The sequence below is a fragment of the Rhodoferax sp. genome (assembly GCF_030653815.1).
Lineage (GTDB): Bacteria > Pseudomonadota > Gammaproteobacteria > Burkholderiales > Burkholderiaceae_C > Rhodoferax.
The window spans coordinates 91713-115703 of sequence record NZ_JAURYQ010000037.1 but is presented as its reverse complement, the minus strand read 5'-3'; the positions used below and the strand labels follow the sequence as shown (position 1 = coordinate 115703).

Annotated in this window: 22 protein-coding genes; 15 read left to right on the top strand and 7 right to left on the bottom strand. The window is 63.4% G+C overall.

Annotated features, from left to right (window positions below; all coding sequences use genetic code 11):
- Window positions 1-56: 56 nt before the first annotated feature.
- Window positions 57-2069 (top strand): ferrous iron transporter B, encoded by a 2013-nt coding sequence (locus tag Q7U49_RS13805; RefSeq protein WP_304764874.1) that lies wholly within the window; start codon window positions 57-59, stop codon window positions 2067-2069.
- On the opposite strand, the gene Q7U49_RS13800 is transcribed toward Q7U49_RS13805, so the two are convergent.
- Complete coding sequence (locus tag Q7U49_RS13800; protein WP_304764872.1) at window positions 2066-2617, bottom strand: winged helix DNA-binding protein; 552 nt, start codon at window positions 2615-2617, stop codon at window positions 2066-2068. The two genes, Q7U49_RS13805 and Q7U49_RS13800, sit on opposite strands and share 4 nt — an antisense overlap.
- A gap of 185 nt (window positions 2618-2802) precedes the next feature.
- Between Q7U49_RS13800 and Q7U49_RS13795 the strand changes: the two genes are divergently transcribed.
- The 10 genes from Q7U49_RS13795 to Q7U49_RS13750 all read left to right on the top strand — a co-directional run bounded on the left by Q7U49_RS13795 (window position 2803) and on the right by Q7U49_RS13750 (window position 11572).
- Window positions 2803-3783, top strand: coding sequence for a TRAP transporter substrate-binding protein (locus Q7U49_RS13795; RefSeq protein WP_370654008.1), 981 nt, complete (start codon window positions 2803-2805; stop codon window positions 3781-3783).
- Between the two features lie 63 nt (window positions 3784-3846).
- The gene (locus Q7U49_RS13790) at window positions 3847-4365 is read left to right on the top strand and encodes a TRAP transporter small permease (protein WP_304764871.1); all 519 of its coding nucleotides are present in this window, start codon (window positions 3847-3849) and stop codon (window positions 4363-4365) included.
- A 9-nt stretch (window positions 4366-4374) separates the two neighbouring features.
- Window positions 4375-5673 carry a TRAP transporter large permease gene (locus Q7U49_RS13785; protein ID WP_304764869.1) on the top strand — a complete coding sequence of 433 codons (1299 nt, stop codon included), beginning with the start codon at window positions 4375-4377 and terminating at the stop codon, window positions 5671-5673.
- A 3-nt stretch (window positions 5674-5676) separates the two neighbouring features.
- Window positions 5677-6444 (top strand): allophanate hydrolase subunit 1, encoded by a 768-nt coding sequence (locus Q7U49_RS13780; protein ID WP_304764867.1) that lies wholly within the window; start codon window positions 5677-5679, stop codon window positions 6442-6444.
- Window positions 6441-7481 (top strand): biotin-dependent carboxyltransferase family protein, encoded by a 1041-nt coding sequence (locus Q7U49_RS13775; protein WP_304764865.1) that lies wholly within the window; start codon window positions 6441-6443, stop codon window positions 7479-7481. The genes Q7U49_RS13780 and Q7U49_RS13775 overlap by 4 nt, the downstream gene beginning before the upstream one ends.
- 16 nt (window positions 7482-7497) lie before the next feature.
- On the top strand, window positions 7498-8271 hold the full coding sequence (locus Q7U49_RS13770) for a LamB/YcsF family protein (RefSeq protein WP_304764863.1): 774 nt from the start codon (window positions 7498-7500) through the stop codon (window positions 8269-8271).
- Window positions 8272-8685: 414 nt separating this feature from the next.
- Window positions 8686-8829, top strand: coding sequence for a hypothetical protein (locus tag Q7U49_RS13765; protein ID WP_304764861.1), 144 nt, complete (start codon window positions 8686-8688; stop codon window positions 8827-8829).
- Window positions 8808-9191, top strand: coding sequence for a ZIP family metal transporter (locus Q7U49_RS13760; RefSeq protein ID WP_304764859.1), 384 nt, complete (start codon window positions 8808-8810; stop codon window positions 9189-9191). The genes Q7U49_RS13765 and Q7U49_RS13760 overlap by 22 nt, the downstream gene beginning before the upstream one ends.
- Window positions 9192-9360: 169 nt before the next feature.
- A complete protein-coding gene (locus Q7U49_RS13755; RefSeq protein ID WP_304764857.1) occupies window positions 9361-10803 on the top strand; it encodes a nodulation protein NfeD in 1443 nt (480 codons plus the stop codon).
- A complete protein-coding gene (locus Q7U49_RS13750) occupies window positions 10793-11572 on the top strand; it encodes a slipin family protein (protein ID WP_304764855.1) in 780 nt (259 codons plus the stop codon). The genes Q7U49_RS13755 and Q7U49_RS13750 overlap by 11 nt, the downstream gene beginning before the upstream one ends.
- Window positions 11573-11616: 44 nt before the next feature.
- On the opposite strand, the gene Q7U49_RS13745 is transcribed toward Q7U49_RS13750, so the two are convergent.
- From Q7U49_RS13745 to Q7U49_RS13735, 3 genes are all read right to left on the bottom strand, one after another.
- Window positions 11617-12921 (bottom strand): (Fe-S)-binding protein, encoded by a 1305-nt coding sequence (locus Q7U49_RS13745; protein WP_304764853.1) that lies wholly within the window; start codon window positions 12919-12921, stop codon window positions 11617-11619.
- Window positions 12921-13601, bottom strand: a complete 681-nt coding sequence (locus Q7U49_RS13740; protein ID WP_304764851.1) for a hypothetical protein — start codon at window positions 13599-13601, stop codon at window positions 12921-12923. The genes Q7U49_RS13745 and Q7U49_RS13740 overlap by 1 nt, the downstream gene beginning before the upstream one ends.
- Window positions 13602-13699: 98 nt before the next feature.
- The gene (locus Q7U49_RS13735) at window positions 13700-14326 is read right to left on the bottom strand and encodes an exopolysaccharide biosynthesis protein (RefSeq protein ID WP_304764849.1); all 627 of its coding nucleotides are present in this window, start codon (window positions 14324-14326) and stop codon (window positions 13700-13702) included.
- 185 nt (window positions 14327-14511) lie between these two features.
- On the opposite strand from Q7U49_RS13735, the gene Q7U49_RS13730 reads away from it, so the two are divergent.
- Window positions 14512-15246 carry a TerC family protein gene (locus Q7U49_RS13730; protein ID WP_304764847.1) on the top strand — a complete coding sequence of 245 codons (735 nt, stop codon included), beginning with the start codon at window positions 14512-14514 and terminating at the stop codon, window positions 15244-15246.
- 19 nt (window positions 15247-15265) lie between these two features.
- Here Q7U49_RS13730 and Q7U49_RS13725 read toward each other — a convergent pair whose 3' ends face one another.
- The 3 genes from Q7U49_RS13725 to Q7U49_RS13715 all read right to left on the bottom strand — a co-directional run bounded on the left by Q7U49_RS13725 (window position 15266) and on the right by Q7U49_RS13715 (window position 20814).
- A complete protein-coding gene (locus Q7U49_RS13725; protein ID WP_304764845.1) occupies window positions 15266-18448 on the bottom strand; it encodes an EAL domain-containing protein in 3183 nt (1060 codons plus the stop codon).
- A gap of 258 nt (window positions 18449-18706) precedes the next feature.
- Window positions 18707-20587 (bottom strand): ferrous iron transporter B, encoded by a 1881-nt coding sequence (locus Q7U49_RS13720; RefSeq protein WP_304764843.1) that lies wholly within the window; start codon window positions 20585-20587, stop codon window positions 18707-18709.
- On the bottom strand, window positions 20584-20814 hold the full coding sequence (locus tag Q7U49_RS13715) for a FeoA family protein (protein ID WP_304764841.1): 231 nt from the start codon (window positions 20812-20814) through the stop codon (window positions 20584-20586). The genes Q7U49_RS13720 and Q7U49_RS13715 overlap by 4 nt, the downstream gene beginning before the upstream one ends.
- A gap of 238 nt (window positions 20815-21052) precedes the next feature.
- Here Q7U49_RS13715 and Q7U49_RS13710 point away from each other — a divergent pair, with 238 nt between their 5' ends.
- The 3 genes from Q7U49_RS13710 (at window position 21053) to ilvD (ending at window position 23969) form a co-directional block, all read left to right on the top strand.
- The gene (locus Q7U49_RS13710) at window positions 21053-21433 is read left to right on the top strand and encodes a histone protein (protein WP_304764839.1); all 381 of its coding nucleotides are present in this window, start codon (window positions 21053-21055) and stop codon (window positions 21431-21433) included.
- Between the two features lie 113 nt (window positions 21434-21546).
- Window positions 21547-21771 carry a YdcH family protein gene (locus Q7U49_RS13705; protein ID WP_304764838.1) on the top strand — a complete coding sequence of 75 codons (225 nt, stop codon included), beginning with the start codon at window positions 21547-21549 and terminating at the stop codon, window positions 21769-21771.
- Between the two features lie 338 nt (window positions 21772-22109).
- The gene (gene ilvD / locus Q7U49_RS13700) at window positions 22110-23969 is read left to right on the top strand and encodes a dihydroxy-acid dehydratase (RefSeq protein ID WP_304764836.1); all 1860 of its coding nucleotides are present in this window, start codon (window positions 22110-22112) and stop codon (window positions 23967-23969) included.
- The last annotated feature ends 22 nt before the right edge of the window (window positions 23970-23991 follow it).

Here is a 23991-nt window from a genome sequence, read left to right as displayed (position 1 = left end):
CAGTCAGTCACCACCCCACGAAAAGCCCCAGGACCCACGTGTCCGAAACCAGCATCATGCTGCATACCCCGCTGCTGCGCGGCGCACGCCGCCTGCGCATCGCCTTGGTTGGTTTGCCGGGTGCCGGCAAAACCACGCTGTTCAAGGCGGTGTCCAGCACCGCGCCACAGATTGGCGAACTCACCGACACACACCGCATCTACCGCGCCTGCACGGTGCAGATCGGCCTGGACGAGGCCAGTGTGGTCGACCTGCCCAGCCTGAGCGCGCTGCACCATCTTCAGGACGAAGACCTTGGCACACTCAAGTACCTGCTGTGGGGCAATGAGCGCCCGCCCATCACGGCGCACGAGCCCGGTGCCGCGCCAGCGCCGTTCGAACCGCCCGATTTGATCGTGCAAGTGGTCGACGCCACCAACCTGCAAAGCCAGCTTGAACTCACACTCGAGCTGAGTCAGCTGGGGCGTCCGGTGGTGCTCGCGCTCAACCACATGGACGAGGTGCGCCGCAAGGGCCTGCACATCAACCTGCAGGCCTTGTCCAGCCAGTTGGGTATGCCCGTGGTGCCCATTTCAGCGCTGATGGGGCAAGGCGTTGCCGAGCTCTTCCGGACCGCCGTGGCCACGGTGCGCCAAGCCGTCTGCCCGCTGCCGCAGGCGCCCAGCCAGCACATTGCCAGCAGCCTGGAGGCGCTGGGCAGCGCCTTGCAGCAGCCCGGCATTGACGCCGCATTTCGCATGCCGCACCAGTTGTTGTTGATGTTGTTTGCCTCCGGCCATGCTTATATCGAACGTGAATTGCAGGAGCACTTCGGCCCGCTGATGCCATCCTTGCTGGCGCTGCGCGCAGCGTCCGGCCTGGGCTTGCCGCGCCCGCTGGCCGAAGAGATCCATGCCGACCGGCACCACCGCGCCGCCACCATTTTTGAGGCGGCGCAGCGCCCGGGGCCGCTGGAGCCGGGGCGCGGCTGGCGCTTCTGGCTGGATGCCTTCATGCTGCACCGGCAGTGGGGGCTGCTGGCCAGCCTGGCGGTTTTCGCCAGCGTGTTGTTTGTGGTGTTCGAGGTCAGCGGCTGGATCGACAGCCAAACCACGCAGCGCCTGATCGAGGCCGCCAGCGGCTGGCAGCCGCAGTCCACGCCTGGAGTGGTGGCGCGCGCCGTGGTCGATGGCTTCATTGGCCTGATCGGCATCGTGGTGCCCTACATGCTGCCGCTGTTGCTGCTGCTGATTGCGCTGGAAGAAATGGGCCTGATGCACCGCATTGCCTTTGTGGTCGACCGGGGTTTTCACAAGATCGGCCTGCACGGTGGTGTGGCCGTGCCGTTTTTGCTGGGCCTGGGCTGCAACGTGCCGGCCATTTCCGCGGTGGCCCGCAGCACCACGGGGCGCGAACGCCTGATTGCCTCGGTGCTGATCACCTTTGTGCCCTGCTCGGCACGCTCGGCCATCATTTTGGCGGTGGCGGGCAAGTACCTCGGCGTGCTGGGCGTGATTGGCATCTACGCGCTGACGCTGCTACTGATTGCCGTGACGGGCTGGCTGCTGTCGCACCGGCAAAGCGAGGTCGGCCCGGGCCAGGTGCAGGAAATCCCGGCCTACACCCTGCCCGACTGGCGCGCCATGCTGCGTGAAACCTGGGCCCGCTCCAGTGATGTGCTGACCATCGTCACGCCGCTGCTGGTGGGCGGCAGCGTGGTGCTGGCCCTGCTGGGGCACTTTGGCTTTGACGGCGCCATCAACACCGCACTGACGCCGTTGACCAGTTGGTGGCTTGGCCTGCCGCTGGTGCTGGGCCTGCCGCTGCTGTTTGGCGTGTTGCGCAAGGAGCTGTCGCTATTGATGATTTTCCAGGCGCTGGGCACGCAGGACATCAACACCGTGCTGGGCACCGTGCAGATCGTCACGCTGCTGGTGTTCATCACCTTTTATGTGCCGTGCATCTCGACTTTCGCCATCATGCACAAGACGCTGGGGCGCGCCCAAGCCTGGTTTTCTGTGGCGCTGTCGGTGGGTGTGGCGCTGGCACTCAGCGTGCTGGTACGCCTGGTGATGGGGATGTTTGTTTAGTACGAGGTCGCGGCGCGCGCGGCCTGGTCGTAGCGACCCGACACGGTGCGCAGCAATTTGGCCATGTCGCCCAACTGGCAGTTTTCTTCCGCGGCACCGGAAAAGCCGGGCAACAGGCAGGCCTCGCGCACCTCGCGGTAACGCAGGCACAGGGCCGTGCCCGCCTCGGTGGTGGCAAAAAACACTTCCTTGCCCTTTTTCTGGCTGCGCACGTAACCCGCGGCCATCAATTTTTTGAGTGAATAAGACACCACATGGGTGTCCTCGATGTTGAGCACAAAGCAGATGTCGGCCAGGCGCTTCTCAGTCCCGCGGTGGTTGGTGTGGTGCAGCACCAGCACATCGACTGCAGTCATGTCCTTGACGCCGGCAGCGCCCATGCAACGCGTCATCCAGCGGTTGAACGCATGGGTGGCAATGATCAAGCCGAATTCAAGCTCAGAGAGTTCAGGCGACTTTTCTGACACCAGGTGTGCCGACGTGACGATGCGTTGCGAGTCAGTGGCAAGCGGGCTGGCCGTTGGTGAGGAAGGCGTGTTGGAGGACATCGGAGCACCCATTAAAAAGCTTTGTTCGGTATCGAACTGTAGCTTATGCTGACAACAAATCAACAATAAGGGAAAACCATAATGACAAAACGTTGATATTCTATTAACATTACGTTGTCGTTGTGCAATCAATGACGTCTGCTGGCGCCCGCCAGTGGGCCACCTCATCATTCACGGAGTACTCCATGGTCACTATGAAACAGTGGGCTGTTGCCGGCCTCGCCGCCACAGTCTTGTCGTCCGCAGGCCAGGTCATGGCCCAGCAAAAATGGGACATGCCCACGGGCTACCCGGCTGCCAACTTTCACACCGAAAACATCCATCAGTTCGCCAAGGACGTGGACCAAGCCACCGCTGGCAAGCTCAAGATCACGGTGCATGACGGAGGCTCACTGTTCAAGGCCAACGAAATCAAGCGCTCGGTGCAAGGTGGCCAGGCCCAGATTGGCGAGATCATCATCTCCGGCTACTCCAATGAAAATCCGCTGTTTGGCCTGGACTCCATCCCCTTCCTGGCCACCAGCTACACCGAGGCGCAAAAGCTCTGGAGCATCTCGCGCGCCGCCACCGAGGCGGCTCTGGCCAAGCAAGGCATCAAGGTCCTGTACTCGGTCGCCTGGCCGCCCCAGGGCATCTTCAGTGCCAAGCCGATCCAGACGGTGGCTGACCTCAAGGGCGTAAAGTGGCGCGCCTACAACCCCAACACCAGCCGTATTGCGCAGCTGGTGGGCGCGCAACCGGTCACGGTGCAGGCGGCCGAGCTGACGCAGGCGCTGGCCACCGGGGCCGTGACGACGTTCATGACCTCGGGTGCCACCGGTTATGACAGCAAGGTCTGGGAACAGGTGAAGTACTACTACGACGTCAGTGCCTGGCTGCCGAAAAACCTGGTGATCGTGTCGCAGAAAGCGTTTGACGGCCTCGACAAACCCGCCCAGGCGGCACTCACCAAGGCCGCTGTCGATGCCGAAGCCCGTGGCTGGAAGGTCAGCGCCGAGAAAAACGGCTGGTACCTGGACCAGTTGCGCAAAAACGGCATGACCGTGGACGCCGGCAGCCCGGCTCTGCGCGCCGAGCTGAAGAAGATTGGCGACAGCATGGTGGCCGACTGGATCAAGCAGACGGGTGCCGACGGCCAGGCCATCATCAGCGCATTCCAGAAGTAAGCATTGCCAAACAGTACCGCCCCTGCAGGGCGGCCATTTTTCAACTTTCAAAAAGGGCGGATCATGCGACAACAGCTTGATCGATTCTTCAATGCAACCGGGTACCTGGCCGGGTTCTTCATGGTGGGCACCCTGCTGACCGTGCTGGCCAGCATCCTGGGGCGCGTGCACCCGGCATTCGATTTGCCCGGCGCTGACGCCTACGCTGGCTATTGCATGGCCGCCTCTGCTTTTTTGGCCTTGGCGCCCACCTTGCGCCGGGGTGAACACATCCGCGTCACGCTGTTGCTCAACCAGTTGCCCGCTGCAGGCCGGCAGCTGCTTGACGTGCTGTGCCATGTGTTGGCGGTGGCGCTGTCGGGCGCGCTGGCCTGGTTTTCCATTCGCCTGGTGCTGCAATCCCACGAGTTTGCTGACATTTCCACCGGCCTGGACGCCACCCCGCTGTGGATTCCGCAGCTCGGCATGGCCCTCGGTACCACGCTGTTTGCGTTCGCCTTTCTGGGCGACCTGATTTTGCTGCTGCGCGGCGAGGCGCTGCGCGACGCCTCCAGCAGCGACGAGCCATCCCACATCGAATAAGGACTCGCCATGGACATCAACATTACCTTGCTGCTGGTCGCTGCACTGTTCCTGATTTTGGCCAGTGGCGTTTGGGTGGGCCTGACGCTCACCGGCGTGGCCTGGATCGGCATGGAGCTGTTCACCAGCCGCCCGGTCGGCGACGCGATGGCCGTGACCATCTGGGGCTCGGCCTCGTCGTGGACATTGACCGCACTGCCGCTGTTCATCTGGATGGGCGAAATCCTGTTTCGCACCAAGCTATCCGAAGACATGTTCAAGGGCCTGGCACCCTGGCTGGAACGCCTGCCGGGCCGCCTGCTGCACACCAACATCATCGGCTGCACCATTTTTGCGGCGGTGTCGGGCTCGTCCGCCGCGACCTGCGCCACGATTGGCAAGATGACCCTGCCCGAACTCAAAAAGCGCGGCTACCCCGAGCACATGGCGCTGGCCACCCTGGCCGGGGCCGGCACGCTGGGCCTGCTGATTCCGCCCTCGATCATCATGATCGTGTACGGCGTGGCGGCCAACGTGTCGATTGCCCAGCTGTTCATTGCCGGCGTGTTGCCCGGCCTGTTGCTGGCGGGCCTGTTCATGGGCTACACCATGATGTGGGCACTGCTGCACCCGGGCCAGATCCCACCGGCCGGCCCAAGCATGAGTTTTGTGGAAAAGCTCAAGGCCTCACGCAACCTGCTGCCGGTGGTAGCCCTCATCGCCTCGGTGCTGGGCTCGGTGTACAGCGGCCTGGCCACCGCCACCGAGTCCGCAGCCTTGGGCGTGGTGGGCGCACTGGTCATTGCGGTGCTGCAAGGCGGCATGTCGCTGGCGCAGTTTCGCGACAGCTTGCTGGGCGCCACGCGCCTGTACTGCATGATTGCGCTGATTCTGGCGGGTGCCGCGTTCCTGACGCTGTCGATGGGCTACATCGGCCTGCCGCGCCACCTGGCCGAGTGGATTGGCGGGTTGGGCCTGAGCCAGCTGCAGCTGATCATGTCGCTGATGGTGTTTTTCATTGTGCTGGGCTGCTTTCTGGACGGTATCTCGATTGTGGTGCTGACCATGGGCGTGCTGTTGCCCACCATCGAAAAAGCCGGCATTGACCCGGTCTGGTTTGGCATTTTTGTGGTCTTGGTGGTGGAGATGGCACAGATCACGCCGCCGGTGGGCTTCAACCTGTTTGTGCTGCAGGGCATGACCAAAAAGGAAATCACCTACCTGGCCTGGCATGCGCTGCCCATGTTTTTGCTGATGGCGGCGGCGATCCTGCTGATTTACTTCGTCCCGGGCATCGTGACCTGGCTGCCCGGCCAGATGGTGGGGTAAGCCATGGCCACACCCCTCTTGCAGGCGCCGCGTTTGCTGGCGCTGGGTGATGCCGCCTGGACGCTGGAGTTCGGGTCCGACATCAGCACCGCCACCAACGCCCGCGTGACCGACCTGGCCGACCAAGTGGCCCAGCTGCGCCAGAACGAACCGCTGTTGGCCGCCGTGACCGACGTGGTGCCGACCTTTCGCTCGCTGACGGTCCACTTCGATCCGCTGGCCGCAGACGCTGAGCGCCTGGGCGAGCGCTTGCTGGCATTGGGTCAACAAGGTGGCCAAGTGCTGCGCGAAGGCCAGCACTGGCACCTGCCAGTCTGCTTTGAGCCCAGCTTTGCGCCCGACCTGCCGCGCCTGGCCGAGGCCAACGGACTGACGGAAGCCGAGGTCACGAAAAAGCTGCTGGACGCGGAATTTCGGGTGTATGTGATTGGTTTTCAGCCCGGCTTTCCCTACATGGGTGGCTTGCCGCCCGAGCTTTCCATGCCACGCCTGGCCAGTCCGCGCCAGCGCGTACCGGCCCACTCGCTGGCGGTGGCCGGCGAAATGTGCGCCGTTTACCCCTGGGACAGCCCGGGTGGCTGGAACCTGCTGGGCCGCACCCCGGTACAACTGTTTGACCTGCGCTTGGCCGAACATCCGGCCATGCTCGCAGTCGGCGACCGGGTGCGCTGGTACCCCGTGCCGCTGACCGAATACGAGCGCCTGCACCAGCTCGGCCAAGCCGGGCAACTGCCGCGTGAATCCTTTCTTGAACCCCGGGGGGCTGCATGAGTGCCGGCCTGTTGACCATCGTGCAACCGGGCATCGGCACCACGGTGCAAGACGGTGGGCGCCACGGCCACCGCCATGAGGGTGTGGCCGTGTCAGGCTGGCTCGATGCGCCATTGGCCGAAGCCGCCAATGCGCTGCTGGGCAACCCCGCTGGCGCCGCGGTGCTGGAGCTGCGTGGCCTGGGCACCGAGCTGCGGGTAAGCACCGGCCCGGTGCGCGTGGCGCTGGCAGGTGGTATCAGCGCCAAGTGCTTGCACGCCGACGGCGTTGTCAACATCTTGCCGGCCTGGCAAAGCCGAACCCTGCAGATGGGTGACCGGCTGGTACTGGGCGCAGCGGAAACCGGCTGCGCGTATCTGGCGGTGTCCGGCGGCATTGCGCTCCCGGCGCAGCTGGGCAGCCGATCCAGCAACTGGCGCGCGGGGTTGCAGGGGGTGCTGGGCCGTGCGCTGCGTCCGGGCGACTTGCTGCCGTGTTCCGCCTGGGCCACACCCGCTCCCCAACAATGGCGTGTGCCCACGCCCTGGGCCTTGCCCGACGGCCCGGTGCGGGTGATGTTGGGGCCGCAAACCGACCATTTCCAGCCCGAAGCCGTGGCCGCGTTTTTGCATGACGGCTGGGAGGCCAGCGCCGAGCAGGACCGCATGGGCCTGCGCCTGCGCGGCGTGCCGCTGGCGCACACCCGCCCGCAAGCCGCCGACATCGTGTCCGACGCGGTGACCGCCGGCGCGATTCAGGTACCCGCCAACGGCCAGCCCATTGTCTTGCTGGCCGACAGCCAGACGGTGGGTGGCTACCCCAAGATCGCCACCGTCATCCGCGCCGACCTGCCGCGGCTGGCGCACCTGCGGCCCGGCACCCGCGTGCACTTTCAGGCGGTCACGGTCGCGCAAGCACGCCAGGCGCTGCATGACCAACGCGACGCTTGGGCCAGTTGGTTGACGACCCGCGAGGCCTTTTTGCCGCCGGGTTTCATCGACGAGGCCGCGCTGTATGGCAGCAACCTGATCAGTGGCCAGATCCGCGCCGACTTTTGAAACGGAGCACACCTTCATGAACGCACATCAGATCAACCTCAACGCCGACCTGGGTGAGAGTTTCGGGCCCTGGCAAATGGGCAACGATGCCGCCCTGCTGCAGATGGTGGGCAGTGCCAACATCGCCTGCGGCGCGCACGCGGGCGACCCCGCCATCATGCGCGACACGGTGCGCCAAGCCATCGCACGCGGCGTGAGCCTTGGCGCGCACCCGTCCTATCCCGACCTGCAAGGCTTCGGGCGGCGCGTGCTGCAGATGTCCGCGCCTGACCTGGAGGCCACGATTTTGTACCAGGTGGGCGCGCTGCAAGCCATGGCTGCGGCCGAGGGTGGTCGCGTGACCCACGTCAAGCCCCATGGCGCGCTCAATAACGTCGCCTGTGCCGACCCGGTGGTGGCCGCCACCGTGGTGCGCGCCGTGCAAGCCCTGGACCGCACGCTGATCCTGCTGGCGCCGGCGCACTCGGCACTGGTGCAGGCCGCCGAAGCAGCCGGAATGCCGGTGCGCTACGAGGTGTTTGCCGACCGCGCCTACCTGGACGACGGCCAGTTGATGCCGCGCTCGCGCGAGGGCGCGGTACTGCATGACGCGCAGGCGTGTGTGGACCATGTGCTGCGCATGCTGAGCGCCCAAGCCATCGTGGCCGCCAGCGGCCACCAGTTGCCCACCCGCATCGACAGCATTTGCGTGCACGGTGACGGCGTCGACGCCGTGGCCACCGCCAGTGCCATCCGCCAGGCCTTGGTCAGCCAAGGCTACCAGCTGGTGGGGTTGGATCAGATGGGCTAGCGACCGCGGACAATATTTTGGGTCGCCGAGGGCACACTGCGCTCCAACGTCTCCTCACCGCCACAAACCATGGCCTCGCTCAACTGCACGCCCCGCCCAGGCACCCAATCACCGCGCAGGGGCGGCACCCCCTTTGGGAACAGCATGACACGGTGGATCCGAGCAGAAACCGGCCCATTTCCTCACTCAGGTACAGGGTGGCGAACTGGCCAGCCTCGATGCGGCAGCACAGCCAGGCGGTCAAGGGCATCAACGACAAAAGAGTTTTTTAGCCACGGCGCTGGGGCTTGGTCAAAAAGACCCCAGTTTCGTCACGACCAAGGCCGGGGCCAATTCGAATTGTCATCCTGGCTGGGAAAGCCATTGCCTGAACTGCATCAAGACCGTTGATCGGTCAGGCAGGAGGTACCGATCATGCAAAACACCTTCTGGACCGCCCTGGCCAGCAGTCTGCTGGCCGCGCTCGTCACCGCAGCGGGCATTTACACCATCCGCCGGTATGCAGACTGGGGCCAACGCAACACGGCCTACTTCATGTGCTTCGCAACCGCTTCCTGACGACCTTTGTTTGCGAGCGGGATCCCGACAAAAAGGACTATGTGATCGGCGTAGTTCCCATGCTTGGCATTGGCTTTCATTCCCTGATCGATGGCTTCATTTACCAGATTGCCTTTACCGTGAGCATCCTGACCGGCTACCTCGCCACGCTTGGCATGGTGCTGCACGAATTCCCCGAGGGCATCATCACCTACCTCTTGCTGGTGCGCTCCGGCTTTTCCGAGCGCAAGGCGGCCGCGCTGGTTTACGTGGGCGCCACCCACCTGCTGCCGCGCGCCGAGCAGGAAAAAAAGCGCGATAGCGTGGTTGCACTGGCCGGCGGTGTGCTGGTGGCCATGATCATCGTGATGTCAAAGGCATGAAGCCATGTCAAGACGAAAATGGCGCTTCTTACAGGGGTCCATCTCATCGCAGAGGCCCATGCGACCGATGATGCCCCGCCTCGCTTCGCCGCAATGATATTTATCAAGCGTCGCACTTCCAATCAGGCTAGGCTGCTTGTCTGATGTGACTGATCTTCTTGGAGGTGTGATGCAGACAGATTCCAAGCCAAAAATTTCCGGACCTGACCAGCGTCTTGCCAACAGGGCGCTGCGCTGGTGGCTGCTTGCGCTGGCGTTGTGCTGGTCTGCCCTTGCCGCCCAGGCTGCGCCAGTGCCGGTGCTCACGGTGCACGACGCCATCGGACCGGCCAGCGCCGACTACATCATTCGTGGCCTGGAACGCGCCCAGCAACAGGGCGCGCCGCTGGTGGTGATTGAGCTCGACACCCCTGGCGGCCTGGACACCTCGATGCGCCAGATCATCCGCGCCATTCTGGCCTCGACCGTGCCGGTGGCGACCTATGTGAGTCCGTCCGGATCACGGGCGGCCAGCGCCGGCACCTACATTCTGTATGCCAGCCACATCGCCGCCATGGCGCCCGCCACCACGCTGGGCGCGGCCACGCCGGTCGCCATTGGCCTGCCCGGCTTGCCGCAGACGCCCAAGCCTGCTCCCGCAGAAGGCGTGCCGTCAAAGCCGGCATCGGCGCCTGCTGACCCACCGCCCACTGCACTCGCGAGCCCGATGACGGCCAAGCAGGTCAACGACGCCGCCGCGTTCATCCGCGGCCTGGCCGATCAGCGCGGCCGCAACGCCGTGTGGGCCGAACGCGCCGTGCGCGAAGCCGTGAGCCTGACCGCCGCCGAGGCGCTGCAGCAAAACGTGATCGACCTGGTGGCCACCGACATCGCCGACTTGTTGACGCAGATCGACGGCCGCAAGGTGCGCTTGGCTGGCGGCGAACTGCAGCTTGGAACAAGAGGCCTGCGCACCGAGGCCCTGCCGCCCGACTGGCGCCACCGCCTGCTGAGCGTGATCGCCAACCCGAGCTTTGCGCTGATTTTGTTGATGATCGGCGTTTACGGCCTGATGTTCGAGTTTTCATCGCCCGGCTTCGGCGTGCCCGGCACCGTGGGCGCCATCTGCCTGCTGCTGGCGCTGTTTGCGCTGCAGTTGCTGCCGGTCAACTACGCGGCGCTGGCGCTGATTCTGCTCGGCTTTGCGCTGCTGGCCGCAGAGCTGGTGACACCGGCCTTTGGTGTGCTCGGGATCGGCGGTGTGGTGGCCTTTGTCGCCGGCGGTCTGTTGCTGTTCGACCGCGACGTGCCGGGGCTGGGCGTGCCGGGGCTGGGCGTGCCGCTGCCGCTCATTTTCGGCCTCGCGCTTACGGCCGCCGCCGCGGTGATACTGGGCGGCGGCATGGCCTTGCGGGCGCGCCGCGCACCGGTGGTCAGCGGCGCCGAACAACTGATCGGCGCGCGCGGCGAGGTCACCCAAGTGACCGACGGCCAGACCTGGGCGCGGATTCACGGCGAACACTGGCAAGTGCGCGCTACAGCACCCCTGCAGCCGGGCCAGCGCGTGCGCGTGGTCGGCATGACCGACCTGATTTTGCAGGTACAACCCGAAGGAGAACGGCATGATGTTTGATTTCAATCTTGGACTGGGCACGATTCTGCTGCCCCTGGCGCTGGCGCTGCTGGCGGCTTCGGTGCGCATCCTGCGCGAATACCAGCGCGGCGTGGTGTTCCAGCTCGGCCGCTTCTGGAAAGTCAAGGGCCCCGGCCTGGTGATCGTGATCCCCGGCCTGCAGCAAATGGTGCGGGTCGATTTGCGCGTGGTCACCATGGACGTCGAGCCACAGGACGTGATCTCGCGCGACAACGTCTCGGTCAAGGTCAACGCGGTGATTTTCTTCCGCGTGGTGGCGCCCGAAAAAGCGATCATCCAGGTGGAAGACTACCTCATGGCCACCAGCCAGCTGGCGCAAACCACGCTGCGGGTGGTGCTGGGCAAACACGAGCTCGACGAAATGCTGGCCGAGCGCGAACGGCTCAACCTGGACGTGCAGCAAATCCTGGACGCCCAGACCGATGCCTGGGGCATCAAGGTGACCAACGTCGAGATCAAGCACATCGACCTCAACGAGTCGATGGTGCGTGCCATTGCGCGCCAGGCCGAGGCCGAGCGCGAGCGCCGTGCCAAGGTGATCCATGCCGAAGGCGAAAAACAGGCGGCGGTGGCCTTGCTGGAGGCCGCACAGATGCTTGCCAAGCAGCCAGAAGCCATGCAACTGCGCTACCTGCAGACCATGACGCAGGTGGCGGGCGACCGCGCCTCGACCATCGTGTTCCCGCTGCCGATGGACCTGTTGGGGCGCCTGCTGGACAAGCCCCGCGCGCCGACCGACTCGGTGTGAGCGCTGAAAAGCAAGCAGCGCGCAGACCGGTGTGCTGGCCGGAGTCAGTCGGCCAGGTTGTCGGCCACCAGCGCCAGCAGGCTCTCGGCCCGTTTGTCCCACTGCGCATTCTTGGCCCCCATCTCCAGCGTGATCAGGCACTGGCCGCAGCTGGTGATGAAGCGCTCTGCGCCCGTCGCGTCGACCTGTTGCCGCTTGATCTCGAACACCTTCTGGCGCAGGGGTGCAGCGCGCTGGTTCGACACCACGCCACCGCCGCCACCGCAGCAAAAAGCCGTCACACCATGGTCCTGCAGCTCGATCAGCTCAACACCAAGCGCCGCCAGCACGCGCCGTGCCGCCGCTTCCAGGCCACCGCGGCGCACGATCTGGCAGGGGTCGTGGAAGGTGGCGGTGTCGCCGATCTGGCGCAGACGGATGCGTTGGGTGCTGACCAATTCGTCAAGGAACTCGGTCATGTGGATGACACGCACCGGCAGCGCCTGGCCGTACCATTTGGCAGCCTCCCAGCGCGCGGCGCCGTAGGCATGGCCACATTCGGGCAGCAGCACGGTGCTGGCGCCGATCTTCACCGCAGTGTCGATGAGCGCCCGCGTGAGCTGTTCCTGCAATTCCAGGTCGCCATTGTTGAAGCCGATGTTGGAAGCATCGAAACCGCCCTGGTGCATCGTCCAGCTGGCACCGATGTGATTCAGGATCTTGGCCGCGTCCGCCAGCGCCTTGGTGTTGTCGCCCAGCTCGGCCGGTGCGGCGGTCACCAGGATGTCGGCATGTGCCAGGTCACAGGGTATCTCGACCCCATGCGCCTTGCCCGCTTCGGCCAGGATGTCGGGCAGGTCCTCACCCGGCGTTGCGGTGCTGCCCCATTGCCGGGCGGCGCGGTCCATCAGCGCCAGCCGATCCGGCACCAGTCCTGCCTTGAACATGCCGTGACGGGCAACTTTGACCAGCTCGGCCATGTCTATGCCCATCGGGCAGGCCAGTGTGCAGCGACCGCACAGGGTGCAGGAGTCGTAGAGCAATTCCTGCCACTGCTGAAAATCGGCAATGCCGGGCTTTTTGACCAGACCCAGGGCGCGCACCAAGGGGGCAAACGGACTGGCCTCGCGCAGGTAGGAGCGGCGAAACAGTTCGAGCTTGCGGATTGGCGTGTACTTGGCGTCGCCTGTGGCCAGGTAAAAGTGACAGGCCTGGGCGCACAGGCCGCAGCGCACGCAGGACTCCATGTGCAGTGCCGCAGTGACGCCGAATTCGGACACAAAGCTGTGCAGGGCGGCATCGACGCGGGCGGCGTCGCTCTGCTCGCCCTGCTGGTCGAAGGCCGTGCGGGGCTTGGAAGTGCTTGGCATCATTCGACTCCCCGATGGCTGAAGCGGATGCCGGTGGCCCCGCGCGAAAAGGCAAACAAAAACGCGTGCATCAGCTTGCCAAACGGGAACCAGATCAGAAAGAGCTCCAGCGTCAGCAGGTGAACGGCCAGCGGGCCGGGGTAGACCACATGGTCGCGCGCCAGGATGGTCGCGGAGGGTTCGCTCAACAGCGCCATGCCGGTCACCACCGGCAGAAAGGTGAGCGTCCAGGTGATCAGGTCGTCGGCGTTCGAGATCATCTTGCGCACCGGGTCGGTCAGGCGCCACCAAAGCGCCAGCAGCAGCGACACGATGGTGGCGCCAGCGGCCAGGTACATCACCCCATCGGGCAAGGCCGGCCACGACAGGCCAGTCAGACGGTGCACGAAGGCAATGTGCGGCGCGTAGCCCAAAAACACCAGCGCCAGACCGATGTGAAACACATAGCCGTTGAGGCTGATGAGCAGCACGCTCTGACCAAAGGCCTTGCGCGGCCACATACCGCGGCCGATGGCGCGTGACGCAGCCATCCACTTGGGCGGCGCACCTTCGCGCGCGGGCGACAGGTCAGGCAGACGCGGGCGGCGCAGCACACCCAGCAGGCGCCATAGGGTGCCAGCCACAAACACCACCAGGGCCAGTGTCAGCGCGGGGCCGCGGGCAAATTCAAGCAGGTCCATGATTCAGTCCTCCAGTGCGTTGACGGCAGGCGAGGGAACAGGCTACGCACTCTGTGCCGGACCTGCTTTGACAATTGGCAAGTGAGGGCCAGACGCGTCTACAGTTGGGTAAAGAAATACAAACTGGCCTTGACCATGGCAAAGAGTACGCCATAAATCAAGGTTCCGCCAGCAGCGGCCACGGCAAGCCCTGCCAGCACCCACACGCCGTCACGCTCCAGCACGCCCAAGGCCAGCAAGCTGATGGCCAGGGCGGGCAGCACGTTACCCAAGGGAATCGGCAACACAAGCAAGACCGCAAGCAACAAGGAAAGAAAACCGATGAGGTGCTCCATGGGTGGCAAGGCCAGGCTCGACCAACGGGGACGCAACAGGCTTTCGGCCCGCTGCAGCCAGGGCACGATGCGTTTGACCAGGATGGAAAAATCTGCACGTGCCATCGAACGGTTTGCCACAAAGGCCGGCAACCAGGGTGCCCGGCCCAGCATCAGTTGTGCCGCCAGAAAGATCAGCGGCGCGCCCAGAATGCTGGAGGTGCCGGGCGGGGTGGGCAACACATTGGGGAAGGCAAAGATGAAGATCAGGGCACCGGTGGCCCGGTCACCCAGCGCAAGCAGCAGATCACTGATGGCGATGCGTTCACGCTGCGCATCTTGTGACAACTCCCAGAGAATGCGCGACAACGCGGGACCGCCTGAGGGTTTGTTTTGGGTGAGTTTGAGCACCGCCGCATTCTACAAAGCCGCGCTTTGTCCGAGCCGCCAAACGCAGGCAAGGCAACTATTAGCCCTGACTTCCGTGGGGAGAAGCCCTGCTTACGCCACAGCCTCAAGCCATCGCCGGCGCTCACCTGCTGCAACTTTATCCACATGCCATTAGACTCGCGGGCTTTACATAAATCGAGACCACGATGGAAATGCTCACCGACCCGAATATCTGGATCGCCTTCTTCATGCTTGCCGCCCTTGAAATCGTGCTGGGCATCGACAACATCATTTTCATCAGCATCCTGGTCGGGCGCCTGCCCGCCGAGAATCGGGACCTGGCACGCCGCCTGGGCCTGGGTTTTGCCATGGTGTCGCGCATTGCCCTGCTGTTCAGCCTGGCCTGGGTCATGACCTTGACCACGCCGATATTTACACTGCTGGCCCAGGAGATCAGCGGCCGTGACCTGATCCTGCTCGGCGGCGGCTTGTTCCTGCTGTACAAGGCCTCGCACGAAATTTTCATGGAAGTGGAGGCGCACCAGCCCAAGGAAGTCAGCGCCGGGGTCGACAGCGTCAAAACCGGGGCCACGCTGTTCTGGGGCACCATCGTGCAAATCGGCATTGTCGACATCGTTTTTTCCCTCGACTCGGTGATCACCGCGGTGGGCATGGTGGACGAGATTGGCGTCATGGTGGCTGCCGTGATCGCCTCGGTGGCCGTCATGATGTTTGCGGCCAAGCCGATTGGTGAATTCGTCGACCGGCACCCGTCCATCAAGGTGCTGGCGCTGGCTTTCCTGACCATGGTGGGAACGCTGCTGGTGGCCGAGGCTTTCGACGTGCATGTGCCGAAAGCCTATGTTTACATCGCCATGCTGTTTTCCCTGAGCGTTGAGGCGCTCAATATCCGGGCACGTTCCAAGCGCGTGGCGGCCTGAAAGCGCTGCACCACTGCAGCTAGTAGCGCTGCACCCACGCGCCGGATTCGAGCCAGGACGCGCACCAGGCCGGCATGTGCGCAGCCGGCATGGGTTTGGCAATGCCGTAGCCCTGGACATAGCGGCAACCCATGCCTTTCAGCACAGCGCAGTGTTCCAGCGTTTCCACGCCTTCGGCGATCACCCGCCGATGGAATGCAGCGGCCAGTTCGATCACACCCTGCACGATGCTCAAATCGTCCGGATTGGTCAGCATGTCGCGCACAAAGCTCTGGTCAATTTTCAGCGTGTCGACCGGCAACTTGCGCAGGTAGGTGAGCGACGAGTAGCCAGTGCCAAAGTCATCCAGGGAAAAACCCACGCCCAGTCTCCGGCAGTCATGCAGGATGTCAACGGCTTGCTGCATGTCGCTGATGGCGGCCGTTTCCAGCACCTCCAATTCCAGCCACGACGGCTTGGTGTTGGCATGCCGGGCCAGGGTTTGGGCCAGTCGGCTGCTGAAGTCGGGTTGCAGCAAATGGTCGGCGTTGACGTTGACGCTGACCTTCATTTCCAGCCCGACGCGAGCCCAGGCTTCAATCTGTTGCAGCGCAGTTTCAACAACCCATTCGCCAAAAACCTGCTCCAGGGCACTGCCTTGCAGGTGCGGCAGGAAGTCACCGGGCGGCAGCAAGCCGCGCTCGGGGTGCTGCCAGCGAATCAGCGCCTCCGCGCCGATCACCTCACCACTGTTGATATCGACCTGGGGTTGGTAAAACAGCACGAACTCGTGCCGACCCAGCGCCTGCTTCATTTGCTCCAGAACGTCCAGATGGTCTTGTACCCGGCGATCAATCTCCGGATCAAACAACTGATAGCGGTTCTTGCCACCCTGTTTGGCCAGGTACATGGCCTGGTCGGCATGGCGCAACAGGGTGTCGGGATCGACCTTGTCTTGCGGGTACAGGCTGACCCCGATGCTGGCGCTCACCGTCAGCACGTGGCCAACGACGCTCACAGGACGGCGCACCGCCTCCAGCACGCGATCAAGCACCAAGGTGCATTCCGCCAGCGAACTCACATCGGAAAGCAAGAGCACAAATTCGTCGCCAGCAAGTCTTGACAAGGTGTCATCAGCGCGCAAGACCGTTTGCAAATGTGCCGTCACGCCAATCAACAACTGGTCCCCCACCGGATGGCCCAGCTGGTCATTGATGGGCTTGAAGCCGTCAAGATCGAGGAAACAGATGGCGCACAATTTGCCATTGCGGTCCGACCTGAGGAGGGCTTGCTTCAAACGATCGGACAGCAAACGGCGGTTGGGCAAACCGGTCAGCGCATCGTAATTTGCCACCCGATCAAGTTCAGCCTCGTGCGATTTGATCTGTGTGATGTCGGCGAACACACTGACGTAATGAAGGACCTTGCCCGTGGCATCACGCACCACCGAGATCGATTGCAGGACAGCATACAACTCGCCTGTCTTGCGCTTGTTCCAGATCTCGCCGCGCCAGAAACCACGTTGGTTCAGCGAATCCCAGAACTCCTGGTAGAAGCGTGTGTCATGCTGACCGGACGACAGCATCCGGGGTGAGCGGCCCGTCGCCTCCGGCGCCTCATAGCCCGTGATGCGGGTGAACGCGGGATTTACCTTGGTGATCAGGCCGTCGGCATTGACCACCATGATGCCTTCGTAACTGCTGTCAAACACCACGCCGGCTTCGCGTTGCGCCAACTCCAACTGCTTGCGCTCGGTCACGTCGGTGTGGGTCCCTGACATCATGAGCGGCGTGTCATCTTCCGCGCGCGCCGTGATGCGGCCGCGCGTCAGGATCCAGCGCCAGCTTCCATCCTTGGCCTTGGCGCGAAATTCCACCTTGTGGCCAGCGCTCTCGCCGCGCATGTGCCGCTCGATCGAGGCAAGGGCCAGCGGCAAGTCTTCAGGGTGCACCAGTTCGGGCCAATGGGCCGGGTCGACCTGCATTTCGCCAGGCGCATAACCCAGCATGGTTTCCCAGCGCGCGCTGACCTGAAAATCATTGGTCTTGAGGTTCCAGTCCCAATAGCCCTGGTCGGCGCCTTCGAGCACGCGTGACAGTTGTTGCTCGCGCGCCTGCAACTGCTCGGTGCGCTCCTGCACGCGTTGTTCCAGCCACAGGTTCTGCTCGCGGATATGCTGTTTCGCCTGTCGGGCCAGGGTCTCGTCACGAAAAACGATCACCACACCCAGCACCTCACCGGTCGGGCTGCGTATGGGCGCGGCACTGTCGGCAATGGGCCACTCGGAGCCGTCCCTGGCTATCAGCACCGTGTGGTTGGCCAATTCCTGAACAGCGCCGCTGGCCAACACCTTGGCCACGGGAAGTTCGGCGGGCGCGCGGGTTTTCTCGTGAATGATGCAAAACACCTCGTCGATGGCACGTCCCATGGCATCCGCCAGGGGCCAGCCGGTCAGGCGCACGGCCACGGGGTTCATGCGCGTGATGCGCCCTGCGGTGTCGGTGGCCATCACCGCATCGCCGATGGAATGCAGCGTGGTTGCCAGGCTTTCTTCACTTTCGGCAAGCGCACGTTGGCTGGCCCGGGTTTCGCGCAACTGGCGCCGGATCAAACCGTAAGTGGCAAACAGCATGATGATCAGCACCACCGACACCAGTGCCCCGGTCAACACCATGCGTTGGCGCACGTTGGACTGCATGGCGCGGCGGGTCTCCAGCAAGCCGCGCTCCTGCACTTCCATGTCGCTCAGAATGCGGTAGGTGCGCTGGCGCGTCTCCTGCAACGGGGCGGTCGCTGCAAACGCATTGGCGGCTTCCTGACCTTGCGTTTGACGCAAGGTCGCCACGCGCCTGGCGATCTCCAGACGCTCGTCCAGCACTTGACGCAGCTGTGCCCAATTGGCCTGTTGCTGCGGTTTATCGCGGGTTTTGTCCCTGAGCCAGCTCAGCAAGGCTTCGCGCGACGCAATGGTGGCATCGCGTTCGGTTAGGCGCTGCGGGTCGCCGGAAATTCGATAGCTTTGCGTGTTGAGCTCAATCTGCACCGTGTCAGTTCTGATTTTGGCCAGGCTGGTCAGAACCTCCTGCGTGTGCGCGATCCAGCGCGACGCCTCAACCGCGTCGTTGGCCACCGCCCAGGTCATGGCCGTGAGCGTGGCAACCACCAGCATGGCTGCGCCAAGTGCGGCCAGCACCTTCGATTCAAAGCTCGCCAACAATTTCACCAGGGCACCTTTTCAAAGGTTTGAGGTCGCCTGATTTTGCCTTGGTTTCTTGATGCGAATGATTCCAGTTTGTAACAAGCCTTTTACACTTGTCGGTGTCACACGAGCAAAATCAATGCCCGCATTTTTGGCAGTTTTCACAGGCACTGCCCTGCTTTCCCCGGGCTTGCCGATAGCGTCGCCACATGAAGCGGCAGGCCCAGGCCGTGACCGCAAGCACCACAAAAAGATCAAGCAGTGTGCCAAGCCCGGACTGCATCATGAGGCGACCCGGTAGGTGATCCACGAGGCTGCATAAGCCAGCGAAAACAGAAACGCCGCCATGCCCACAGGCATGGCCCAACCGCCCACTTCCTTGCGCACCACGGCCAGCGTGGCCAGACACTGGGGCGCAAACACAAACCACACCAGCAGCGACAAGCCGGTGGCCAAAGACCAGTCGGCGCCAATCAAGGGCGCCAGCGCCGTGCCGACATCATCCCCGACCTGCGACAACGCATACACCGTGCCCAGCGCGCTGACCACCACCTCACGCGCCGCCAGGCTCGGAATCAGCGCCACGGCAATTTGCCAGTTGAACCCGATCGGCTCGAACACCACCGCAAGCGCCTGACCAATGCGCCCGGCAATGCTGTACTCGATGGCCGAGCCGCTGAACCCGGCCGGGGCTTGCGGAAAGGTGGACAGGAACCACAGGATCACGGTCAGCGCCAGGATGATGCCGCCGACACTGCGCAAAAAGATGGCCCCGCGTTGCCACAGACCGATCAGGATGTCCTGCGCGCGCGGCCAGTGGTAGTCGGGCAATTCCATCATCAATTGCGCCGTGGCCTGCGAATTGCCCCACTGCTTGACAGCCCAGGCCACCAGCACGGCCGACACAATGCCAAACAGGTAGAGGCCAAACAGCACCAGGCCTTGCAGGCCCAGGCCCCAGACCAGCTGATCGGGAATAAAGGCGCCAATCAGCAACGCGTAAACCGGCAGCCGCGCCGAGCAGGTCATCAAGGGCGCAATCAGGATCGTGACCCAGCGGGCACGGCGGTCGGCAATGGTGCGTGTGGCCATGATGCCGGGAATGGCGCAGGCAAAGCTCGACAGCAGCGGAATGAACGAGCGCCCGGACAAGCCCAGACTGCCCATCAGGCGGTCCAGCAGCAGGGCCGCGCGAGGCAGGTAGCCCGACTCTTCCAGCAGCAGAATAAAAAAGAAAAGAATCAGGATTTGCGGCAGGAACACCAGTACACCGCCCACACCGGCAAGCACCCCATCCACCAGCAAGCCCTTGAGCAAACCCTCTGGCAGCAGCGCATGGACACCTTGCACGAGCAGCGCGGTGGCGTCTTCGATCAGCCCCATCGGCCCTGCGGCCCAGGCAAACACAGCCTGAAAAATCAGGAACAACAAGGTCAGCAAGACCATCGTCCCAAACACCGGGTGCAGCAGCCACTGGTCAAGCTGGCGCGACCAGCGGTGATCGGCCAGAGGTGCTTCCATACCGGCCTGCAGCAGCCAGGTCTGCGCCTGCTGGTCGTCGGTCAGCATGGCGGCCTGGCTGCTCTCCTGGGTCGTCTTTTCACGCGGTGCCTGTTGCCAGATGTCCGGGCGGTCCAGCAAGGCCCGGAGCGCGTCCGTGCCTTGCGCATGGATGCCCGTGGCCTCCACCACCGGCACAGCCAGCACCCGTTCAAGGCGCCCGGCATCGAGCACCCTGCCTTGACCGCGCACCCGGTCCATCATGTTGAGCACCACCACGATGGGCACCTGCGCGCGTTGCAGCGCGGCCACCAGGCGCAAGCCCCGGCGCAGCCGGGTGGCATCCAGAATCACGGCGGTGAGATTGGGCGCGCGGGTCTGCAAGCCGTGCCCGAGCACCACCGCGCAGGCCACGGCTTCGTCCTCGCTGCCGGCATTGAGGCTGTAGGTACCCGGCAGGTCCACCACGCTGACAACACGGCCGGCATTGGTTTTCATCAAGCCGCGCTTCATGTCCACGGTCACACCGGCATAGTTGGCCACTTTTTGCTGGCTGCCAGTCAAGCGGTTGAACAACACGGTCTTGCCGCAGTTGGGATTGCCCAACAGCGCCAGCGTCTTTTGTGCCAAACCAGAAATATTGACGTTGCGGGTCGTGCTCATGCTGAGGGCTCCAAAGCCACCGATTGCGCCTCGCCCGGACGCAGCGCAAAGACGGCATCACCCACCTGCACCACCAAGGCACCGTTTTTGAACCAGCTGCGCCGCAGTACCTTGACTTTCTCCATTGGCAAAAAACCCAAGGCCTCCAGCCGCTGCTGAGGACCCGCCCCCGCCCGGATGCGATGCCATTGGCCAATGGCGGCGTCTTTTAAATTCAGTGTGTGCATGATCAATTCCTTGCAAATGAGAATCATTCGCATTGTATCGGATCGGCAAACATGCTCCAGCATGGCGCATGGCGCATGGACGTCAGCCCTGCCCCGCATCCGCCTCGGGCTCTTGTGACACGGGAAACCTGTCGCCGTGGTGACACGGTGATGACACGGGTCGACATTTTTTGCGAATTTGAAGACAATGCATCGCTGGCAAATATTTCTGCCGGTCAACACACAAAGGAAATGACAAATGGCAACTGCAAAAAAAGTGTCTCCAAAAGCTAAAACAATTCCGAAGAAATCCGTGGCGCCAGCCACGGTGGTCAAGCCAGCTGCGAAGGCAGCAGCCAAAAAAGCACCTGTGTCGAAGACCGGCAAAGCCGTGGCCAAGATCAGCGCCAGCATTGCAAAACTCACCGAACGCAAGAACAAGATCAACGCAGAAATCCAGACCCTGCGGGATCAGCGTGCGGCACTCAAAACAGCACCCGCCGCAGCGCCGGCAGCCGCACCTGCGAAGGCCAAGCCTGCTGCCAAACCCGCTGCCAAGGCTGCGACAAAACCGGTCGCCAAGCCTGCTGCAAAAGCGGCAACACCCGCCAAGAAAACGAAGACCGTCGCGAAGAAATAACTTTCTTCAGCAACACCGTCGCCTGACCCTGCCCGAGCTGTGACTCGGGTAGTGGTCAAGCTTTTTCTGGGCCGTCACGCTTATCCGGCTACGGTCATTTGCAAGGAGTACCCATGTTCCCTGAATACCGCGAGCTAATCACTCAACTGAAAATTTCCGACCTGAACTTTGTGCGCCTGTTCGAAAAACACAATGCGCTCGACCAGAAAATCAGGCACATGGAGGCGCACATCGAACCCAGCACCCACGAGGAAATTGAGCATCTCAAAAAAGAGAAGCTGCTGCTCAAGGACTCGCTCTACAGCATTCTGAAAAAAGCCGAAACCGCCGCAGGCTAAGGCCCGCGGCATTGGCGCTGGCCCGGCCGGGCGGTGTGCCCTGCCACCGCTGCTCGCCATGTTCCAGCGTCCAGCCAGGCGCCGCTGAACCATGGGCGACGGTGACGGCTGTCAGGGCAGATTGGCGTTCAACAGCATGGTGAGATCTCGATGGCTTGGACATGATTGAGTTGGAAAGGCGATAGCCGCCGGATTTTGAACGCTGCCCGATTTTTAGGCTTACTTGGGGCCATTGAACACGGCGCAGTCACTCGAACGATAATCCCCAAGCGCGCGCTGCGACCCGCCGCCCCGCATTCCGACCTCACATTGATACTATCTGGCGAAAGAGACAAACCATGCCTGTTTACCGTTCCAAAACTTCCACTGCCGGCCGCAACATGGCTGGTGCCCGCTCGCTCTGGCGTGCCACCGGCATGAAGGACGATGATTTCAGCAAGCCCATCGTCGCCGTGGTCAATTCCTTCACCCAGTTTGTCCCCGGCCATGTGCACCTGAAAGACCTGGGCCAACTGGTGGCACGCGAGATTGAAGCGGCCGGCGGCGTGGCCAAGGAATTCAACACCATTGCGGTGGACGATGGCATCGCCATGGGCCACGACGGCATGCTGTACTCGCTGCCCAGCCGCGACATCATTGCCGACTCGGTCGAGTACATGGTCAACGCCCATTGCGCCGACGCCATGGTATGCATCTCGAACTGCGACAAGATCACCCCCGGCATGCTGATGGCCGCCATGCGCCTGAATATTCCGGTGGTATTTGTCTCCGGTGGCCCGATGGAAGCCGGCAAAGTGAAGCTGGCCAACCCGCAGACCCAGGTGATGGAGTTCCGCAAACTCGACTTGGTCGACGCCATGGTCATGGCGGTGGACGACAAGGTCAGCGAAGCCGACTTGGCCGAAGTGGAGCGTTCGGCCTGCCCCACTTGTGGTTCCTGCTCGGGCATGTTCACCGCCAACTCGATGAACTGCCTGACCGAAGCGCTGGGCTTGTCTTTGCCCGGCAACGGCACCGTGGTGGCCACCCATGCCGACCGCGAACAGTTGTTCAAACGCGCCGGCCATCTGGTGGTGGAGTTGTGCAAGCGTTATTACGAGCAGGACGACGCGTCGGTGCTGCCGCGCTCGATGGGCTTCAAGGCTTTCGAGAACGCCATCACCCTGGACATCGCCATGGGCGGCTCGACCAACACCATCCTGCACATCCTGGCCATCGCACAAGAGGCCGAAATCGACTTCACCATGGCCGACATCGACCGCCTGTCACGCCATGTGCCGCAGTTGTGCAAGGTGGCGCCCAACACCAACAAGTACCACATCGAAGACGTGCACCGCGCCGGCGGCATCATGGCCATCCTGGGTGAGCTGGATCGCGCCGGCAAGCTGCACACCGACGTGCCCACGGTCCATGCCAAAAGCATGAAGGACGCGCTCGACACCTGGGATATCGCGCGCAAGCCATCGGAGGAAGTGAAGACGTTTTACATGGCCGGCCCGGGGGGCATTCCCACCCAGGTGGCGTTCAGCCAGGCCAGCCGCTGGCCGAGCCTGGACCTGGACCGCGCCGAGGGCTGCATTCGCTCCGGTACCCATGCCTTCTCACAGGAAGGCGGGCTGGCCGTGCTGCGCGGCAACATTGCGGTGGACGGCTGTGTGGTCAAGACCGCGGGTGTGGACGAATCGATTCTGGTGTTCGAGGGCTCGGCCTTTGTGACCGAGTCGCAGGACGAGGCGGTGGCGCAGATTTTGGCCGACCAGGTCAAGGCCGGCGACGTCGTGATCGTGCGCTACGAAGGCCCCAAGGGCGGCCCGGGCATGCAGGAAATGCTCTACCCCACGAGCTACATCAAGTCCAAGGGTCTGGGCAAAGCATGCGCCTTGCTGACCGATGGCCGCTTCTCGGGCGGCACCTCCGGCCTGTCGATCGGCCATGCCTCGCCCGAAGCGGCCGCCGGTGGCGCCATCGGCCTGGTGCGCCAGGGTGACCGCATCCGTATCGACATCCCCAACCGCAGCATCAACGTGCTGGTGTCCGACGAAGAACTGGCCCGGCGCCGGATCGAGCAGGATGCCAAGGGCTGGAAGCCCGCCCTGCCCCGCCCGCGCAAGGTGTCCGCCGCGCTCAAGGCCTATGCCAAACTGGTGATGTCGGCCGACAAGGGCGCGGTGCGCGATTTGTCGCTGCTGGAGGACTGACGGCACGGCCCACGGCAATGTC

Excerpts from the sequence above, each read along its gene's own strand:
- Q7U49_RS13795 (WP_370654008.1), top strand. The coding sequence starts at position 2,803 with ATGGTCACTATGAAACAGTGGGCTGTTGCCGGCCTCGCCGCCACAGTC.
- ilvD (WP_304764836.1), top strand. The coding sequence starts at position 22,110 with ATGCCTGTTTACCGTTCCAAAACTTCCACTGCCGGCCGCAACATGGCT.
- Q7U49_RS13720 (WP_304764843.1), bottom strand. The coding sequence starts at position 20,587 with ATGAGCACGACCCGCAACGTCAATATTTCTGGTTTGGCACAAAAGACG.
- Q7U49_RS13740 (WP_304764851.1), bottom strand. The coding sequence starts at position 13,601 with ATGGACCTGCTTGAATTTGCCCGCGGCCCCGCGCTGACACTGGCCCTG.
- Q7U49_RS13730 (WP_304764847.1), top strand. The coding sequence starts at position 14,512 with ATGGAAATGCTCACCGACCCGAATATCTGGATCGCCTTCTTCATGCTT.
- Q7U49_RS13785 (WP_304764869.1), top strand. The coding sequence starts at position 4,375 with ATGGACATCAACATTACCTTGCTGCTGGTCGCTGCACTGTTCCTGATT.
- Q7U49_RS13750 (WP_304764855.1), top strand. The coding sequence starts at position 10,793 with ATGATGTTTGATTTCAATCTTGGACTGGGCACGATTCTGCTGCCCCTG.
- Q7U49_RS13770 (WP_304764863.1), top strand. The coding sequence starts at position 7,498 with ATGAACGCACATCAGATCAACCTCAACGCCGACCTGGGTGAGAGTTTC.
- Q7U49_RS13765 (WP_304764861.1), top strand. The coding sequence starts at position 8,686 with ATGCAAAACACCTTCTGGACCGCCCTGGCCAGCAGTCTGCTGGCCGCG.
- Q7U49_RS13755 (WP_304764857.1), top strand. The coding sequence starts at position 9,361 with ATGCAGACAGATTCCAAGCCAAAAATTTCCGGACCTGACCAGCGTCTT.
- Q7U49_RS13745 (WP_304764853.1), bottom strand. The coding sequence starts at position 12,921 with ATGCCAAGCACTTCCAAGCCCCGCACGGCCTTCGACCAGCAGGGCGAG.
- Q7U49_RS13710 (WP_304764839.1), top strand. The coding sequence starts at position 21,053 with ATGGCAACTGCAAAAAAAGTGTCTCCAAAAGCTAAAACAATTCCGAAG.
- Q7U49_RS13715 (WP_304764841.1), bottom strand. The coding sequence starts at position 20,814 with ATGCACACACTGAATTTAAAAGACGCCGCCATTGGCCAATGGCATCGC.
- Q7U49_RS13775 (WP_304764865.1), top strand. The coding sequence starts at position 6,441 with ATGAGTGCCGGCCTGTTGACCATCGTGCAACCGGGCATCGGCACCACG.
- Q7U49_RS13790 (WP_304764871.1), top strand. The coding sequence starts at position 3,847 with ATGCGACAACAGCTTGATCGATTCTTCAATGCAACCGGGTACCTGGCC.
- Q7U49_RS13805 (WP_304764874.1), top strand. The coding sequence starts at position 57 with ATGCTGCATACCCCGCTGCTGCGCGGCGCACGCCGCCTGCGCATCGCC.
- Q7U49_RS13800 (WP_304764872.1), bottom strand. The coding sequence starts at position 2,617 with ATGTCCTCCAACACGCCTTCCTCACCAACGGCCAGCCCGCTTGCCACT.
- Q7U49_RS13780 (WP_304764867.1), top strand. The coding sequence starts at position 5,677 with ATGGCCACACCCCTCTTGCAGGCGCCGCGTTTGCTGGCGCTGGGTGAT.
- Q7U49_RS13705 (WP_304764838.1), top strand. The coding sequence starts at position 21,547 with ATGTTCCCTGAATACCGCGAGCTAATCACTCAACTGAAAATTTCCGAC.